The sequence below is a fragment of the Micromonospora sp. NPDC047467 genome (assembly GCF_040643095.1).
Classification (GTDB): domain Bacteria; phylum Actinomycetota; class Actinomycetes; order Mycobacteriales; family Micromonosporaceae; genus Micromonospora.
Genome location: NZ_JBEYTO010000011.1, coordinates 144,273 through 161,630, shown reverse-complemented (window position 1 = coordinate 161,630; position 17,358 = coordinate 144,273). Strand labels below are relative to the sequence as shown.

Annotated in this window: 13 protein-coding genes; 7 read left to right on the top strand and 6 right to left on the bottom strand. The window is 70.3% G+C overall.

The features are described 5' to 3' along the window. The first annotated feature begins 9 nt into the window (after nucleotides 1-9). Nucleotides 10-456 (top strand): 50S ribosomal protein L9, encoded by a 447-nt coding sequence (gene rplI, locus ABZ780_RS27165; protein WP_357003118.1) that lies wholly within the window; start codon nucleotides 10-12, stop codon nucleotides 454-456. 82 nt (nucleotides 457-538) lie between these two features. Here rplI and ABZ780_RS27160 read toward each other — a convergent pair whose 3' ends face one another. After that, nucleotides 539-2,068: a hypothetical protein gene (locus ABZ780_RS27160; RefSeq protein ID WP_357003116.1), complete on the bottom strand. Its 1,530-nt coding sequence runs from the start codon at nucleotides 2,066-2,068 to the stop codon at nucleotides 539-541. Between the two features lie 383 nt (nucleotides 2,069-2,451). On the opposite strand from ABZ780_RS27160, the gene dnaB reads away from it, so the two are divergent. Beyond that, complete coding sequence (gene dnaB / locus ABZ780_RS27155; RefSeq protein ID WP_357003114.1) at nucleotides 2,452-5,289, top strand: replicative DNA helicase; 2,838 nt, start codon at nucleotides 2,452-2,454, stop codon at nucleotides 5,287-5,289. Between the two features lie 24 nt (nucleotides 5,290-5,313). On the opposite strand, the gene ABZ780_RS27150 is transcribed toward dnaB, so the two are convergent. From ABZ780_RS27150 to ABZ780_RS27130, 5 genes are all read right to left on the bottom strand, one after another. After that, the gene (locus ABZ780_RS27150; RefSeq protein ID WP_357003113.1) at nucleotides 5,314-5,460 is read right to left on the bottom strand and encodes a hypothetical protein; all 147 of its coding nucleotides are present in this window, start codon (nucleotides 5,458-5,460) and stop codon (nucleotides 5,314-5,316) included. Between the two features lie 282 nt (nucleotides 5,461-5,742). Continuing rightward, nucleotides 5,743-6,150, bottom strand: a complete 408-nt coding sequence (locus tag ABZ780_RS27145; RefSeq protein WP_357487895.1) for a zf-TFIIB domain-containing protein — start codon at nucleotides 6,148-6,150, stop codon at nucleotides 5,743-5,745. Between the two features lie 19 nt (nucleotides 6,151-6,169). Next, nucleotides 6,170-6,802, bottom strand: coding sequence for a phosphoribosyltransferase family protein (locus tag ABZ780_RS27140; protein ID WP_357003109.1), 633 nt, complete (start codon nucleotides 6,800-6,802; stop codon nucleotides 6,170-6,172). A gap of 41 nt (nucleotides 6,803-6,843) precedes the next feature. After that, nucleotides 6,844-8,178 (bottom strand): glycosyltransferase family 87 protein, encoded by a 1,335-nt coding sequence (locus ABZ780_RS27135; RefSeq protein WP_357003108.1) that lies wholly within the window; start codon nucleotides 8,176-8,178, stop codon nucleotides 6,844-6,846. A gap of 92 nt (nucleotides 8,179-8,270) precedes the next feature. Then, nucleotides 8,271-10,799, bottom strand: a complete 2,529-nt coding sequence (locus tag ABZ780_RS27130; RefSeq protein WP_357003106.1) for a bifunctional diguanylate cyclase/phosphodiesterase — start codon at nucleotides 10,797-10,799, stop codon at nucleotides 8,271-8,273. Between the two features lie 619 nt (nucleotides 10,800-11,418). Here ABZ780_RS27130 and ABZ780_RS27125 point away from each other — a divergent pair. The 5 genes from ABZ780_RS27125 (at nucleotide 11,419) to ABZ780_RS27105 (ending at nucleotide 17,355) form a co-directional block, all read left to right on the top strand. Then, the gene (locus ABZ780_RS27125) at nucleotides 11,419-14,418 is read left to right on the top strand and encodes a BTAD domain-containing putative transcriptional regulator (protein ID WP_357003104.1); all 3,000 of its coding nucleotides are present in this window, start codon (nucleotides 11,419-11,421) and stop codon (nucleotides 14,416-14,418) included. A gap of 263 nt (nucleotides 14,419-14,681) precedes the next feature. Further along, entirely contained in the window at nucleotides 14,682-15,173 is a 492-nt protein-coding gene (gene moaC / locus ABZ780_RS27120) for a cyclic pyranopterin monophosphate synthase MoaC (protein ID WP_357003102.1), read from the top strand. Then, complete coding sequence (locus ABZ780_RS27115) at nucleotides 15,170-15,640, top strand: MogA/MoaB family molybdenum cofactor biosynthesis protein (RefSeq protein ID WP_357487894.1); 471 nt, start codon at nucleotides 15,170-15,172, stop codon at nucleotides 15,638-15,640. The genes moaC and ABZ780_RS27115 overlap by 4 nt, the downstream gene beginning before the upstream one ends. A gap of 33 nt (nucleotides 15,641-15,673) precedes the next feature. Continuing rightward, nucleotides 15,674-16,930, top strand: a complete 1,257-nt coding sequence (locus ABZ780_RS27110; protein ID WP_357487893.1) for a molybdopterin molybdotransferase MoeA — start codon at nucleotides 15,674-15,676, stop codon at nucleotides 16,928-16,930. After that, nucleotides 16,927-17,355, top strand: a complete 429-nt coding sequence (locus ABZ780_RS27105) for a molybdenum cofactor biosynthesis protein MoaE (protein WP_357003096.1) — start codon at nucleotides 16,927-16,929, stop codon at nucleotides 17,353-17,355. Before ABZ780_RS27110 ends, ABZ780_RS27105 begins: the two co-directional genes overlap by 4 nt. Nucleotides 17,356-17,358 lie beyond the last annotated feature (3 nt).

The window sequence follows — 17,358 nt, the reverse complement described above, 5'->3', positions numbered from 1 at the left end:
GGCACCGATATGAAGATCATCCTGACTCAGGAAGTGTCCGGCCTCGGTGCCCCGGGCGACATCGTTGAGGTCAAGGACGGCTTCGGCCGTAACTACCTGCTGCCGCAGGGCTTCGCGATCGCCTGGACCAAGGGCGCGGAAAAGCAGGTCACGGTCATCAAGCGGGCCCGTGGGGCCCGCGAGATCCGCGACCTCGACCACGCGAACGAGGTCAAGGGTCAGCTCGAGGGCCTCAAGGTCAACCTGAAGGCCCGTGCCGGTGACGGCGGGCGGCTCTTCGGCTCGGTCACCCCGGCCGAGATCGTCGACGCCGTCAAGGGCGCTGGCGGTCCGGTCCTCGACCGGCGCCGGCTGGAGGTTCCCGGTCACATCAAGTCGACCGGCACCTACCCGGTGAAGATCAAGCTGCACCCCGAGGTCACCGCGTCGTTCAACCTGAACGTCGTTCAGGGCTGACGGCCAGCAATACCACCACGAGGGCCCGCACCGAGAGATCGGTGCGGGCCCTCGTGCGTTCGATTACCTCGCCGGCGCCGCGTCAGCCGATCGGCTGACCGGTCACCGCGCTGATCATCACGGTGGAGAGGCCGCCGCCGACCACCGCGGCGGCGATCGCGATGGTGGCCGACCGCCACGTCGTACCGACCCGCCGCAGCAACGCCGCGACCACCAGACTGCTCACCAACGCCAACCCGAAGCGCGGCGATCCGGCGAGCAACGACTCCAACGCCCGCGACCGGGCCGAGTCGCACCCACCCCCGCTGATGTCGGTGACACATCCCGCCGGCGCCTGGCCGTCCAGCGTCAACAGCCAAACGAAGATCAGCACCGCCGGCACGAGATAACAGGCGGCGGTGTAGAGCAGGGGCCGGAAAGACCCACCCGGATCCGGGTCGAGCAGGTCGTCCTCCAGGCGCCGCGCCCAGCCAGCTGACGCCGCCGCCTCGACCCGTCGGCGCACCGACGCCGTACCGACCGGCGACTGGGCCGCCCGGCGTCGCGGCACACCACCAGACGGTACGGGCGCGCTACGCGGTCGCGGAGCGGTGTAACCCACCACCGGTGACCGGGGCGCCGACGTCGGCGGATCCATCCAGCGCGGATCGTCCCCGGACAACCGGGTCCCGGACCAGAACCCGTTGTCCCGACTTGGCCACCCCTCGCCCAAGGACCGCTTGGAGCGAGGTGGCAGCGTTTGATCCCACTGGTCGTCCTCGACCGCCGACCGCTCCCACTGACCGGTGTGGTCCGACCGCTCCCAGCCACCGATGCTCTCCGCCTGCGACCACTGCTCGCTCAGGTCCGTGCCGTCCGCAGCGGCCGGTGGCCACGCGTGCACGCCCGAGGCGTCCCACGGGTCCACTGCGGGGGCGTACGACGGGTCGGGCTCCGCCACCCGCTCCGAGCCGCCGTCCCACGGGTCGACCGCCGGACGCGTCCAGGACTCCTCCGCCGCGCGGCGGCTGCGTCGGGTCGGCCGGCGCACCTCCGAACTAGGCGCAGGATCGGCCGGGGCGGCCTCCAGGTCCCCACCGGACCAGATCACCTGGGGACGACCGGCGGGCGCACGGCGGGGACGGCGGTCCGGGACCGCTCCGGAGACCGGCTCATCCTCTGCCGAGTCGGCGCGCCGGCGGCCCGCGTACCCCTGCTCCTGTGGACGGTCGAGCGTCCACTCCCGGGTGTGGTCCGAATCGGGGCCCGCACCGATCGCCGGCTGCTCCCGCCAACTGGTCTCGCTGGCCCAGCGCTGGGTGCTCGTCGGCTCGGGACTGCGCCAGCCAGCGCCGGAACCGGACCGCTCAGGCTCGGCGTCCTCGTCGGGCGCGGCATGGCGGCCACCGCCGTCGGCGTGCCGCACCCCCGACTCCAGCGCCCACCGGGGCAGGTAGGCGTCGACCGGTTCGTCCTGCCCCCGGTCCAGCGCTCGACGCCGACTGGAGGTGCGATAGCGCGCATCCTCGTCGTACGGGTCGACCGGAGAGGGCGGCATGGGCTCACCCCACGAGGCGGTCGGCTGGCGCTCGCGCGGGCTGCCCTCCCCGCGTCCCCAGTCCCGGTAACTCACGGCCGGAGTGTGACCCTTCTGAACCCAAAGCGTAATCCGCTGTCCAGGTGTAGCCGTTCGCTGGAGATAGTACGGGACGATCGTTGCGCAGGCCCGACCAAAAAATTCTCCTCCACAGGCTGGGGATCGCATATCAGCAGGTCAGAGGCTTCTCGCCGAGAATTCCCCAACGGTTATCCACACCCTGTGCACACGCTGCGCACATGCTCGTCCACCTGCGTCCACAGGTTGTCCCGAGGCTCGTCCACCGGCCTTGTTGAGTGGCTGACCTCGGGGTCCGTATGGTTGGCCCTCGACCGCCGGCACGATGGCCCCCGATCGACCGGCCCGGTCGAGGAGAAGTGTCGTACCCCAGCGGTAAAGCTGGGATCGGATCCGGCGCAGTGGAGGGGGGACCCGTGTCGGTCACCGACGACATGCGGGCGGAGTCACGCTCCGGCGGCGGCCAGCCACCCGCGCAGCGGGACGGCCAGTTCGACAAGACCCCACCCCAGGATGTCGCCGCCGAGCAGTGCGTCCTCGGTGGAATGCTGCTCTCCAAGGACGCCATCGCCGACGTCGTCGAGATCCTCAAGACGAACGACTTCTACCGGCCGGTCCACGCCACCATCTTCGACATCATCCTGGACATCTACGGCCGGGGTGAGCCGGCTGACTCGATCACCGTTGCGGCGGCGCTCGCCGACTCCGGCGACCTGGTACGCGTCGGCGGCGCACCCTATCTGCACACCCTCATCGCGAGCGTGCCCACGGCCGCGAACGCCGCGTACTACGCGCGGATCGTCAGCGAGCGGGCGGTGCTGCGCCGGCTGGTCGAGGCCGGCACCAAGATCGTGCAACTCGGGTACGGGACGGCGAGCGGTGGCAGCCGCGACGTCGACGACGTCGTGGACCTTGCCCAGCAGGCCGTCTACGACGTCACCGAGCGCCGGGTCAGCGAAGACTTCGCGATCTTGGCCGACATGTTGCAGCCGACGCTCGACGAGATCGAGGCGGTGGGCGCGCAGGGCGGAATGATGACCGGCGTCCCGACCGGCTTCACCGACCTGGACCGGCTGCTCAACGGTCTCCACGCTGGGCAGTTGATCATCGTGGCTGGCCGGCCCGGTCTGGGTAAGGCGCTCGCGCTCGACACCCCGCTGCCGACGCCGGATGGCTGGACCACGATGGGCGAGGTCAAGGCGGGCGATCAACTACTGGCGGCGGACGGCTCCCCGACCACTGTCACACACGCCTTCGATGTGATGCGCGACCGTCCCTGCTATGAGGTGGAGTTCTCCGACGGCACCGTCATCGTGGCGGACGCGGAGCATCTGTGGAAGACGACCACCCGAGCGAGTCGGCGGCAGGACCCGGCACGGCGGAAGCGGCACTGGCCCGAATCGTCGCTGGCCAACCTACGTGCGGCCCACAAGACGCTCAGCGCCGTGCGAAACCAGCCGATCACCCTCTTCGACACGATCGGGCAGGTCGGGCCAGAGTTCCGGCATGTCCTGCACACGGTCGCCCGTGAGGTCGGATCGATCGGCCGGATCAGCCGTCCTATCGTCCGCAACGGCAGGACACGGAACTGGACGGCGCCCGGCTACCCGACCGGTCCGCTGCTGACCGCGCTTCTTGAACGAGCCGAGCGGGAGGTCAACGCAGGCAGCCGGGCCGACCACGACGGTGTCGTCACCACTGCTGAGATCGCGGCCACGCTGCGTACTGATACCGCCGAGCGGCGGCTCAACCATGCCGTACGGAATTGCGCTCCCATCCAACTCCCGGACCGCGAGCTGCTGGTTCCGCCCTACACCTTGGGAACGTGGCTCGGGGACGGGCACACCGGCGCCAGCCGCTTCACCACCGCAGATCCGGAGATGCTCACGCACGTCGAGGCGGACGGCTTTGTCGTGCGGCCCAGCGGACCGATGGTCTACACCATTCTGCTGCAGCCCACGTCGGCTGCTCAGGGGAACGGCGTCTGCGTGGACTGTGGCGTTTCCACCAGGGCGTTGCGGGAGAATCCGGCGACCAGGAAGTGTGCTGGCGGCCGTCACCGGAACGGTTCCTTCGTCGGGCTGTTGCGTCAGGTCGGGGTAGCGGAGGACAAACACATCCCGGGCGTCTACCTGCGCGCCTCCGAGACGCAGCGTCGCGCGCTCCTGGCTGGACTGATGGACACCGACGGCACCGTCGCCCCCGCCGGTAACCTGCAGTACACGTCGACCTCGAAGCGGTTGGCAGAGGACGTACGTGAACTCATTGTCAGCCTCGGCTACCGCTGCACGGTCAACGCCAAGCCGGTACGCGGCCGCACACGCGAGTCGTCGATCGCGTACACGTTGAACTTCTCCACCCCGGATGTCATCTTCCGGCTCAAGCGCAAGCAGGATGCGCACGCCGAACGCCGCCGAAGCAGCTCCGACGTCCGGACGGCGTCGCGGTACATCGTCGACGTCCGTCCGGTCCCGAGCGTGCCGGTCCGGTGCGTCACGGTCGACAACCCCGAGCATCTCTACCTGGCCAGCCGGGCGATGATTCCTACCCACAACAGCACGGCCAGCATGGACTTTGCCCGAAATGCTGCCATTCGCGCCAACCAGGCTGCCGCCATCTTCTCGCTCGAAATGAGCAAGGTCGAGATTGTCATGCGACTGCTCTCGGCCGAGGCGCGGGTGCCGCTGCACGTGCTGCGCAGCGGGCAACTCTCCGACGACGACTGGACCAAGTTGGCCCGCTGCATGGGCGAGATCAGCGAGGCGCCGCTCTTCGTCGACGACACGCCGAGCATGAACCTCATGGAGATCCGGGCCAAGGCGCGGCGGCTCAAGCAGCGGCACGACCTCAAAATGATCGTGGTCGACTACCTCCAGCTGATGACCTCACCGAAGCGCACCGAGAGCCGTCAGCAGGAGGTCGCGGATCTGTCCCGTGGCCTGAAGCTGTTGGCCAAGGAGGTCGAGTGCCCGGTGATCGCGGTCAGTCAGCTCAACCGTGGCCCCGAGCAGCGCACCGACAAGCGCCCCCAGTTGTCCGATTTGCGAGAGTCTGGCTCAATTGAACAAGATGCCGACGTAGTGATACTTTTGCACCGTGATGACTATTATGACAAGGAGTCACCGCGGGCGGGCGAGGCGGATTTCATCATTGCCAAGCATCGAAATGGTCCGACCGACACCGTGACCGTCGCGGCGCAGCTGCACCTGTCCCGCTTCGTCGACATGGCCATCGGCTGAGAGGCCCGGCGGCCGCCGCGCCGATCAGCTGAGCAGCGGGAACCAGCCCGCCGACTCGCCCAGCTCCAACCGGTCCCGGTCGGTGAGCGGGAGCCGGCCGGTCGCCTTCAGCAGGAACTCGTGGGTCGTCCCAGGCGGTCGGGCGAACCGCGTCGTCGCTGAGCAGGCCATCCATGGTGGCCACCGCGGCGCGTACGGCCGGTGGGCCGGGCGGCGGCGCGTCGGGTAGGGCCGGTGTCAGGTCCAGGTGATGGACGACCGCCTCGGTGGTCAGGGTCGCGAGGAAGTCCGATACGCGCAGTACGTGGCCCTGCGTGCTCACGTACCCCTCGGGGTCGGTCGACGCGGCGGCGCGGACCGCACGGACCGTTGCACCCGCCAACCGTCGACGGGGTGGGCGATGTGCCCGGGCCGGTCACGTTGGATCGGCCCGGGCGGGATGTCGGTCTGGGCTCAGCCGAACATCTCGTCGAGGAAGCCCTTGCGCTTCTTGCGCTTGTAGTGCCCGTGGTAGCCCTGGTGCTGGCCGTAGGCCGGTGCCGGAGGGTAGCCGTGCGCGGGCGGTGGCGGTGGCGGCACGGCGCCGTAACCGGGCTGGTGCTGCGCCGGGGCGTGCGGCGGCGGGTAGCCACCGGGCTGCTGGGCGGGCGGCGGTGGCGGGTAACCGCCGGGCTGCTGGGCGGGCGGCGGCGCATTGCCGGCCTGCTGGCGGCTCCAGTTGGCCTCCGCCTCGAACAGCTTCTCCAACTCGCCGCGGTCGAGGAAGATGCCCCGGCACTCCCCGCACTGGTCGATGACGACACCGCTGCGCTCGTACTGACGCATTTCTCCATGACACTTGGGACAGGTAAGACTCATCACCAGACGGTACCCGGTCTGGCTATGCAGTTGCTGTGAGCGACTCGATCACCTCGTCGTCGGACACCTCGTGGAAGTCGTCGTAGTAGAGGCTCACCGCGCCGAAGTCCGGTGGGCGCTGGGCGCAGACGACCTGGTCGGCCTCGGAGGCCAGCAGTTCGTACGCCTCCTGCGCGCCGACCGGCACCGCGACCACCACCCGGCGGGCGCCGAGCCGGCGGACGACCTCGACGGCGGCCCGCGCGGTCGCACCGGTGGCGAGCCCGTCGTCGACGATCACCGCGGTCCGGCCGGTGAGGTCCAGCGGTGCCCGGCCGCCCCGGTAGAGCTGTTCCCGGCGTTCCAACTCGGCCAGTTCACGGTGGTTGACGTCGGCGATGTCGTCGCTGCTGAGGCGGCTGGCCACCACGTCGTTGAGCACCTGCACGCCGCCTGGGCCGACCGCGCCGAAGGCGACCTCCCGCGCCCAAGGCATGCCGAGCTTGCGGACGACGAGCACGTCCAGGGGCGCACCGAGCCGTTCGGCGATCACCCGGGCCACCGGCATGCCGCCGCGGACCAGGCCGAGGACGACGACGTCCGGTTGGCCGACGAGTGCGGTGAGCCGGTCGGCGAGGACCCGGCCCGCCTCGGCGCGGTCGCGGTACGTGGTCATGCCTTCAGGTCTACGCCCTGCGGCGTCGTTCTGCCCGACAGTTACGCCGATGTGGCCCGACCGGACAGCTGATCGGGTGCTGGTGTGATCGACACGGCGGGTGCCGGGTGGTGCAGGGCGGGCGCCCAGGCGAGCAGGGCCAACGGGTAGAGCAGGTAGCCGAATCGGGTGGAGGGCATCAGAGCGATTGCGGCGAGCAGCCCGTACCCGCAGATGAGCGTGGTGGCGACGGCGGTGCGGGGCGGTCGGCGGACGAGCCGGACGGCGATGGCCACGCCGGCCGCGAGCAGCAGGGCGGTGGCGACCAGCCGGCCGGCGGGCAGCGCGGTGGCGATCAGGTAGCCGGGGAACGGGGACTGCGCCGGGCTGGTGACCAGGCCGTGGCCGAGTGGGAAGCGCAGCACGTTCTCGGTGAGCGCGTCGCGGTCGACCAGCAGGGCCGGGAGCAGCGCGGCGACGGGCAGTCCGATCGCGCCGGCGGCGACCCGGGTGCCGGCCCGTCGGGTCAGACCCCAGACGATCAGGACGAGGGCGACCGGCCAGGCGAACAGCTTCAGCGCGCCGGCCAGCCCGACCGCGAGGCCGGCCTGGCCCGGCCGGTCGGCGGCGGCGAGCGCGAGGGCAAGAAGGCAGAGCGCGAGTACGGGCAGGTCGTCGCCGCCGGTGGCGAGGGTGAGCGCGCAGACCGGCAGGACGGTGGCGGCCTGTACGCCCCGCAGCAGCGCGCCGCCTCGCCGGTGATCCCCGCCGGGGCGGGTGGCGGGTGCCGTGCGAAGGGCGTTCACGGCCAGGGCGATTGCCAGCGCGGTGCCCACCGCGAACCACACCCGGGCGTCGGTCCACGGAGCGTCGACAAGCGCCCGGGGCAGGCCGAAGATCGCCATGCCGGGCTGGTAGGGGGTGTAACCGAGGAGTTGCTCGCCCGGTGGGAGGGCGGCGATCGCGTCGCGGCCGAGGTACGGGGTGCCGTGCTCCAGCAGGCGGATGCCGGCTTGCTCCACGACTAGCACCTCCTCCTGCGCCCGGTCGGTTCGTCCGCTGGCCCGCTGGATGCTCTGCCAGATCACGGGCAGCAGCGCGGTGCTCGCCCACGCGAACGCGGTGACCGCCCAGCGTGCCGGCAGGCCGACCAGTTGCGATGTGGGGGTGCGCCTACGCAGGAGGAGTTGGACGACCACCGCCAGGGCCGCGACCAGGTATCCGACGGCGGCGACCGCACCCCAGGCCCGATGCGGCAGCAGGGTCGAGGTGACCGCGGTGATCGCCGCGAAGAGGGCCGAGGCGGCGTAGAGGCCGAGGTCGAGGGCGAGCCCGCCGGCGGCGTTGTCGAGCGTTCGCCAGCGACGGTGGCGGGCGGTCGGGGGGTCGGCGATCACGGGCGTCAGTCTGGCAGACCTCGCTGCTCACCCGGTTGTCCGTGTCGCCGTGGGCCGCCCCGCGAACACTGCCGTAGGCCGGTGCCGGACCGTCAGGCGGGCAGGTGGGGAAGGTTGTCGGGGCGGGACCGGCCACCCTGGCGGCGGGGCTGAGTCAGTCGGATCACCGCGCCGGTGTCGTGCAGCGGCGGTGCCAGAGCGCCGGGTCGGCCACCCGAACCCCGCTGCAACGCGGCGAGCAGCGTGCCGGCGGGCATCGGCCGGGCGAACAGGTGGCCCTGGCCGGCGACGCAGCCCAACTCCCAGAGGGCGCGTCGCTGCGGCTCGCTCTCCACGCCTTCGGCGACCACGTCCAGGTTGAGACTGCGACCCAGGTCGAGGGTGGAACGGATGACGGCTGCTGCCTCCGCCGAACTCTCCATCGTCGTGACGAAACTCCGGTCGATCTTCAACTCGTGCACCGGGATGCGGGAGAGCAGCGAGAGTGAGGAGTAGCCGGTGCCGAAGTCGTCCAGCGCCAGCCGGACGCCTTCGTCGCGCAGCCGGCTCAACACCCGGTCGACCACGTCGAGCTGGCTGAGCGTCAACGTCTCGGTCAACTCCAGGACCAGCCGGTTCGGTGGCAGGTCGTGGGCGCGCAGGCGGGCCAGCACCGAGCCCGGGAACCGCGCGTCGAGCAGACTGCGCGGGGACACGTTCACCGCGACCGGTATGTCGAAGCCGGCGTCCCGCCAGTCGGCCGCCGCGATCAGCGCCTGGTCGAGGATCGCCTCGGCGAAGGCCGGCAACAGGCCGGAGCGCTCCACCGCCTCCAGGAAACGCAGCGGATCGATCAGGCCATGGGTGGGGTGATGCCAGCGGGCCAACGCCTCCGCGCTGGTCACCTCGCCGGTGCCCAGGTCGACGATCGGTTGGAAGTTGACGATGAACTCATGGTCGGCGACGGCCCGCGGCAGGTCGCCGCCGAGGGTGAGGCGGCCCAGGTCGGCGGTGTCCCGGGTCGGGGCGTACGAGGAGATCCGCTGCCCGGTCCGCTTGGCCTGGTACATCGCCACGTCGGCGCGGCGCAGCAACTCCGCCATGCCGCCGCTGGCCGGGGCGGCGGAGATCCCGCCGCTGGCCTCCACGCTGATCCGCATGCCGTCCAACTCGAACGGCTCGTGCAACGCCGCGAGCAACGTCTCGGCCCGGTGTGCGGCGATCGCGGGGGCCGGCAGCCCGCGCAGGAGTACGGCGAACTCGTCGCCGCCGAGCCGCGCCACCAGGTCACTGCCCTGTGCGGCGCTGCGCAACCGGTCGGCGACCTGCACCAGCACCTGGTCGCCAGCGGCGTGGCCGAGCGTGTCGTTGACCTCCTTGAAGTGGTTGAGGTCGATCAACACCAGCGCGGTCACCCCGTCCGCGTGCCGGGTGCTCAACTGCTCGGTGCCCTCGTCGAGGAGGTGCCGGCGGTTGGCCAGGCCGGTGAGCGCGTCGTGCGAGGCCGCGTACGCGTGCTCGTCGGCGACCCGGGCCAACTCGGCGTACGCCTGGGCGTTGCGGACGGCCGTGCAGAGCGCGGAGGCGAAGGTGCGCAGCGTGTACTGCTCCCGCTCGGAGAGCCGCACCGGGCCGCGGAAGCGCAGTCGCAGCGTGCCGACGTCGACGGAGCGGTCATGGCCCTCCAACGGCGCGGGCACGACGGTGCCGTCCACGTCGGTGGGCGTGCCGGTCGGGCCGTCGACGGTGATGCCGCCAGTGCCACCCCGCACGGTGCGACCACCGTCGCGCAGCTCGATCTCGACCTCGTCGGCGGAGAACAACTCGGCCGCCTGGGTGACGGCGGTGGTGAGGACCTTGTCCAGGTCGACCACGTTGAGCGCGTCGGTGGTGCGGGCGAGGCGCTGCCACGCCTGCTGTTCGGTGCGGCCCCGGATCCGCGCGGAGTAGGCCAGGTGCAGGCTCAGGACCAGGGGCGGGACGGCAAGCAGCAGACGAGGATCCGCCCAGAGGATGAATAGCGTGCAAAGGGCCACGACGAAGCGCACGCCGAAGCCGGCCAGCCGAAGGTCGAGGTTGTTCAGGAACTGACGGGAGATCCGAGTCCCGGTCGCCAGCGCGATGACCGGGATTGCCAGCAGGTCGTCCAACAGTGCGGCAACCAGGTAGATCGCCCCGAGCAGAGTGGCCAGCTCCGCAACGCCGGCCGGTGGCCACTGCCAGTGGACAGCCAGAGCGGTGGCACCCGCCCCGCCAGCCACCAGAATGTTCTTGCTGACGCCGAACGCTGCCTTGATCGGTGGCAGCTTCATGATGGCTGAGGCGATACCGACGCCGGCCCCAGTGGCCAGCACCACCCAGGAGAGTGGTGCGACGGCCAGCCCGATCACGATCGCGGTTTCGACCCAGGTGATGGCGTGGGTGGTGGAGCGGATGCGGATAGGTGCCATGACGATCGTGCCGAGAGCCGTCATGAAGGTCAGTGCGACGAAGGTCGCCGCGTCGCCCACCGACACAGGGGGGTGGGTTAGGACGTCGGCGCCAGCTACGGCCGTAGGGGCGATTGCCACTACGACGATGAGGCCGACGAGCAGCAGGAGGTGCCGGTCCGTCCTGGGGCTCTTTGGTGACACCCGACCCATGAAGCTCCTGTCGTCGCCGACAGTCACGCGCTGACGACGGGAGCATACCGCTGGGTGCCGCTCCCATGTCACATCCAGTCGCTGCCGCGCATTGCACGCTCCCTCCACTCTCGTCCGCCCGGGACTTCGTTCCGTGTCCCGGGTGTCTTTCGTGAGGAGAGCCTAAGGTGAACTCGATGCGGTTAGCAGCAATAAATGTCGGTATGCGCAACATTAGCCAAGCTGCAGCGCATATGTCACTTTCTGTCCGCACTCCTGAGCGGAGCGCTCAGGAGTGCGGGTCGTTGGCGCGTAGGCGCCATGGTCATAGATCCCGGAGTTGGAGGCTGCATTCAGTGTTGCGGCCGCTCGCCTGCGGCATCATCCGCACTTCGGGCCCATTGGCGAGCGAACGGGGTCGTTTGTGGGCGGGCATGTGAGCATCATTCCAGCTGACGCTCAGGTCGACGTAGTCCGAGGTGAGGGCGGGGACCATAGGCTTCGCGTGTGATCAACTGGATACATCGTCACGGTTGGAGCGGGGGGACAGGTGGAGATTCGAGTCCTTGGCGGCCTCTCGGTGCAGCTCCCCACACGCACTTTGCGCCTGGGTACACCAAAACAGCAGACAATCTTCGCGATGCTCGCAGCTCAGCCTGCTCAGTTGGTGACGTTGGACGATCTGGTTGATGAGTTATGGCCCGATTGCCCTCCGCGATCCGCAGTAGCGAATGTGCAGACCTACGCCGCCAATCTGCGCCGAGGCTTCGAGTCTTTGCAGCCAGGTCACGGAGCTATCGTGCGGCAGCGGAACGGCTATCGGCTCGACGTGCCACCTCAACTGATTGACGTCTTTTGCTTCGAGTTGGAGCGGAGAGCAGGTCACGAAGCGCTCACAGCCGGCCACGTGGACCAGGCTGCGGAGTTGCTCGGTCGCGCACTAGCCCGGTGGCAGGGCGCGATGCTCGCTGGTGTCCCGCTCGGACCCGTCCTGACCGCCCGGACCGTGGCCGCCGAAGAGGAACGGCTGTTGGCGACGGAACTCCTCGCCGATGTCCAGCTGCGATCAGGCCGGAGTGACCTGGCGATCCCATCGCTTCGGGAGGTGGTCGCCCGCCATCCGCTCCGCGAGCCGGCGTACGTCCTTCTCATGCAGGCTCTGCACCAGCGCGGGGACAACGCGGAGGCGCTCGTCGTCTACGACGAGATCCGAACACGGCTGGCCGTGGAGTTGCGAATGGCCCCCGGGGTCAATATCGAAGAACTGCGCCGCAGGATCGTCACCGAGGCTCCGAGTTTGCTGTCCGCCGTCCCCGCTCAGGAGGGGAGTCAGAGAGGGCGATCCGCGACGATCGCCCCCAGCGTGGCGGGTGACTCGACCGAGCAAACACGCAAGGTCAGCCCGGTGGACCACCTACCCCGGGGAGTCACCGACTTCGTCGGTCGGGGAGACGTGTTGTCGCGGTTGGTGGCGGAGACGCGGCGGGTCGAGGATCGGGTGCCGGCCGTGCACATCCTCGACGGGATGGCCGGTAGCGGCAAGACGACCCTCGCCGTACACCTGGCCCGCCGACTCTCCGAGCAGTACCCGGACGCCATGTTGTTCATCGACCTGTGCGGCCACGGCGAGAAGAACAGGGTCGAACCAGCGAGCGCGCTGCTCACCCTGCTTCGGCAGCTTGAGGTGCCAGCCGATCAGGTTCCGGCCGAGTTCGACGCCCGGGTGGACCTGTGGCGACGAGAGCTTGGCCGTAGGCGGTCCGTCATCGTTCTTGACAATGCCGCGAGCAGCGAGCAGATCATGCCCCTCCTGCCGACGGAGCCGACCGCCGTCGTGCTGGTCACGTCACGGCGACGACTCTCCCATCCGGACCTCGGGCCTTCGCAGACGTTGCCGGTGATGAACCCCGAAGAGAGCCTGGACCTCCTCGCACTGAGTGTTGGTCGAGCTCGTGTTGACGCCGAGCCGGAGGCTGCCGCCGAGGTCGTCCGGCGGTGCGGCCACCTTCCGTTGGCGATCCGGCTGGCTGGTGCCCGACTGGCGCATCGCAAGGGCTGGCGGTTGGCGGACCTCGCAGAACAGATGACCGACGCCACGCTCACCCTGCACCATCTCGCGGGGGAAGAGAGCACCGTCACCGGTGCCTTCGCCGCTTCCTACGAACCTCTCCCACAGTCGACCAGGCGAGTCTTCCGGTTCCTGGGTCTGCATCCCGGTAGTCGATTCAGCCCGCCGGCGGTCGCCGCACTGACCGGTCTGACGGTGGCGCAAGCTCACGCGGCGCTCGACGACCTCGTCGACCGGAACCTGGTGGAGGACCTGGACTCAACGAGGTACCGATTGCACGACCTCATGCGCCAGTACTCCGTCGAGCTGAGCATTCGCACCGACTCCGCGAGCGACCGGAGGATCGCGCTGGCACATTTGTTCGACTTTACGCTGGAGGTGGCCCTCAGGGTTGCCGGTCTGCTGGAGCCCGGTGTCATCAATGCCCAGGTGAATCGTCCCCCTTTCGAACGGCCCGAGTTGGTCGAGGCCATGGGGGAACCGACCGTCGGCTGGTTGGAGGCGGAGCGGACGGAATTGGTGACGATGGTGTTCTCAGCACACGAGGGCGGCTTCTACCAGCACTCTTGGCAACTGGCCCGCGCCCTCTGGCGATTCTGTTACATGCGTGGTTACTACGAGGACATCATCCTGACCCACCGCGTCGCGCTGATGGCGGCTGAAGCGGTGGGGGACGTCGACGCGATGGCGTTGGTGAACAACTACCTGGCATCGGCTTACGTTCGAACCAGCGACAACCACAAAGCGCTCGATCATCTGACCCGCTCGGTCGCCCTCTCGCGTGACTCCCGGGACGTGCTGAGCACAGCGCGTTACCGGGCCAACCTTGCCGCTGTCTACTGGTGGAGCGGCCAGTTCACCGAGGCCGTGACGCTTGGCTTTGAGTGCCTGCGCGACTACAAGGTGTACGGCAATATCGGGGTTCCAATTCTGCTGCCGAACCTTGGCTTGGCACTCATGGCGCTGGGACGCTACGAGGAAGCGTTGCGACTGCACCGTCGCCACCTGGCGTGGGCGCGGACGAACTCCAACGAATTCCATGTGCTCAACGCCCTCAGCCACATCGGGACCGTGCGAATCCGTATGGGCGACTTTCCCCAAGCGGTCCGGATCCTCCTGGCCTCGTTGGCCCTGCGTGAGCGCACCGGCCACCGGTACGCCGAGGCGGAGGTGCGTAACGACCTCGGGATCGCATACCGCAGTCTCGGCCGGCTCGCGGAGGCCGAGCAGGAGCACGAGGTGGCCCGGAAACTGTCGATCGTTTCGGGAGAACGGCACGTGGAGGCGGCGGCCTTGAACGAGCTCGGGCAAACCCTGCGAGCTCAGGGGCGAGACGGCGAGGCGGCCGGGATGCACGAGGCGGCACTGCGGTTGGCGACCCGTATCTCGCACCCGTACGAGCAGGGCCGGGCGCTGGCCGGGCTGGCCGAACACTTCGCTGGCGTCGACCGGGCCGAGGCCAGACGGTACTGGGAACGGGCGCTGGCGATCTTTCGGCGGATGGGTGTGCCGGAGCGCTTCGACGCCGAGCGGCGCCTCGCCGAGCTGGACGCGGCGCAAGCAGAGCGCTGACCTGCGCAGACTGCTCTTATCGATTTCTTATCGCCGGACCCGATAGCTTCTGCGCCGTATCGACGAACGGGGGAGGTTCTGCCCACGGGCAGAACCGGGTCGTCGACACGACGCCTGCTGCCAGGTCCCCCCCAGCGACTTCGGCGGCAGGTCGGCGAGGAAGGAGCGGTGCTCCCGCGAGTGCGCTTACGCACCCGGCGACGGACGGGACGCCGCTCCTTCCGAGCACTTTCGCGTCGTACCGCACCGATAGGCTCACGGCCGTGACCGAACCCGCGCAGCTCAGCCACGTCGACCACGCCGGCGCGGCCCGCATGGTCGACGTCTCCGCCAAGCCGGTGACCGGGCGGTTGGCCGTCGCGGCGGGCCGCCTGCGGACCACGCCCGAGGTTGTCGACCTGCTGCACCGTGACGGGCTGCCCAAGGGCGACGCGCTGGCGGTCGGGCGGCTCGCCGGCATCATGGGGGCCAAGCGCACCCCGGAGCTGATCCCGCTCTGCCATCCGATCGCCCTGCACAGTGTCACCGTCGACCTGCGGCTGACCGCCGACACCGTGGAGATAACCGCCACCGCCCGCACCGCCGACCGGACCGGGGTCGAGATGGAGGCGCTCACCGCAGTCGCGGTCGCCGGTCTCGCCCTGGTCGACATGGTCAAGGCGGTCGATCCGGCTGCTTCGGTTGAGGCGGTCCGGGTGCTGCGCAAGGAGGGCGGCAAGACCGGCGAGTGGGTCCGACCGGAGGACCGGCCGTGATCCGGGCACGGGTGATCGTTGCGTCCAACCGGGCGGCGGCCGGCGTCTACGCCGACACCAGTGGGCCGCTGCTCGTCGCCGGCCTGCGCGAGCTGGGCTGTGAGGTCGACGAGCCGGTGGTGGTGCCCGACGGTGAGCCGGTCGGCAGGGCCCTGGAGGATGCCCTCGCCGATGGCGTCGACGTGGTGCTGACCAGCGGTGGCACCGGGGTCACCCCGTCGGACCGCACACCGGACGTGACGCGGGCTGTCCTCGATTACGAGATCCCTGGCATCGCCGAGGCGATTCGCGCGCACAGCCGCGACCGGGTGCCCACCTCGGCGTTGTCCCGTGGGTTGGCGGGGGTGGCCGGCCGGATGCTGGTGGTCAACCTGCCCGGCTCGACCGGTGGTGCCCGCGACGGGCTGGCCGTGCTCGGGCCGATCCTCGGGCACACCGTCGACCAACTTCGCGGCGGCGACCACTGACCGGGTGTCGGTCCGCCCCGATAGGCTCGACAGGTGAGCACGGAAACCGCACCAACCGCGGACCGGGTCGCCGCGCCCCCGCCGGCCGGGTGGGAGGAGGCGCGGTCCCGGGTCTACGCGGTCGGCTTAGCCGCCGCGCTCCCCGCCGTCGCCCGGCCGCTGGCCGACACTGACGGGCTGACCCTGGCCGAGCCGTTGACCACCCGCACCGACCTGCCCGCCTTCCCGACCTCCAGCGTGGACGGCTGGGCCGTGCGGGGTGCCGGGCCGTGGCGCGTCGTCGGCCGGGTGCTGGCTGGCAACACTCCCGCACCGCTCGTCGACGAGGGCACGACCGTCGAGATCGCGACCGGGGCCATGGTGCCCGAGGGCGCCACGGCCGTGCTGCGGGTCGAGGAGTCCACCGTCACCGAGGGCCTGGTCAGCGGCACCCCCCGGCAGGCGCCGGAGTGGCGGCAGCCGGGCGAGGAGGCGTACGCCGATGAGGAGCTGTTGCCCGTCGGCACGCCGGTCGACCCGGCGGTGATCGGCCTGGCCGCCTCCTGCGGGCACGACACGCTGCGGGTCCGGCGGGCGCCGCGGGCGGCGCTGCTGGTCTTCGGCGACGAGCTGCTCACCGCCGGTCCGCCTGCGGCGGGCCGGGTGCGTGACGCGCTGGGGCCGGCGGTGCCCGCGTGGCTCCGGCGCTACGGCTGCCAGGTCCGCCCGTCGGACGTGGTGGGGCCGGTGGCCGACACGTTGCCCGCGCACGTGGCGGCCCTGCGTTCGGCGTTGGCCAACGCCGACCTGGTCTGCACCACCGGCGGCACGATGCACGGCCCGGTCGACCACCTGCACCCGACCCTGGAGGCGCTGGGCGCCGACTATGTGGTCAACACGGTGGCGGTCCGGCCGGGCTTCCCGATGCTGCTGGCCAGGCTGGCCGGCCACGACGGGCGGGTCCGGTTCGTCGCCGGTCTGCCCGGCAACCCACAGTCGGCCATCGTCGCGCTGGTGTCGCTGGTCGCCCCGCTGCTCGCCGGGCTCCAGGGCCGCTCGATGCCGGTGTTACCGCAGGCCACGTTGGCCGAGGCGGTGCCCGGTCGCGGCAATCACACCCACCTGGCGCTGGTCCGGCTGGACCGGGCCGCCGGCACCGCCCATCCGGTGCGGCACGTCGGTTCGGCGATGCTACGCGGCCTCGCCGGTGCCGACGGGTTCGCCGTCATCCGGCCCGGCACCAACGGCGAGCAGGGTGACCGGGTGCCGATCGTGCCGCTGCCGTCGCTGCCTGGGGAATGGGCGTCGTGACCTCACCAGTGATCACCTTCGGCGAGGTCACCGACCAGCCGCTCGACCTCGCCGCGCACGAGGCGGCGGTCGCCGACCGGAGGGCCGGGGCGGTCGTCTCCTTTCAGGGCGTGGTCCGCGACCACGACCACGGGCGGCCGGTGGTGAGCCTGGAGTACGAGGGGCACCCGAGCGCCGCGCAGGTGCTGCGCGAGGTGGCCGCCGAGATCGCCGCCGAGCCCGACGTCTACGCGGTGGCGGTCTCGCACCGGGTCGGTCCGCTGGCGATCGGTGACGTGGCGTTGGTCGCCGCGGTGAGCACCGCGCACCGCGCGGCCGCCTTCGCGGCCTGTGCCCGGCTCGTCGACGAGGCCAAGGCGCGGTTGCCGATCTGGAAGCGCCAGGTGTTCGCCGACGGCACCGAGGAATGGGTCAACTGCCCCTGACCG

Bases quoted from the DNA above. Each gene is read 5' to 3' on its own strand.
- ABZ780_RS27140 (WP_357003109.1), bottom strand. From the start codon at position 6,802: ATGACCACGTACCGCGACCGCGCCGAGGCGGGCCGGGTCCTCGCCGAC.
- ABZ780_RS27130 (WP_357003106.1), bottom strand. From the start codon at position 10,799: ATGGGTCGGGTGTCACCAAAGAGCCCCAGGACGGACCGGCACCTCCTG.
- ABZ780_RS27125 (WP_357003104.1), top strand. From the start codon at position 11,419: ATGCTCGCAGCTCAGCCTGCTCAGTTGGTGACGTTGGACGATCTGGTT.
- rplI (WP_357003118.1), top strand. From the start codon at position 10: ATGAAGATCATCCTGACTCAGGAAGTGTCCGGCCTCGGTGCCCCGGGC.
- ABZ780_RS27150 (WP_357003113.1), bottom strand. From the start codon at position 5,460: ATGGCCTGCTCAGCGACGACGCGGTTCGCCCGACCGCCTGGGACGACC.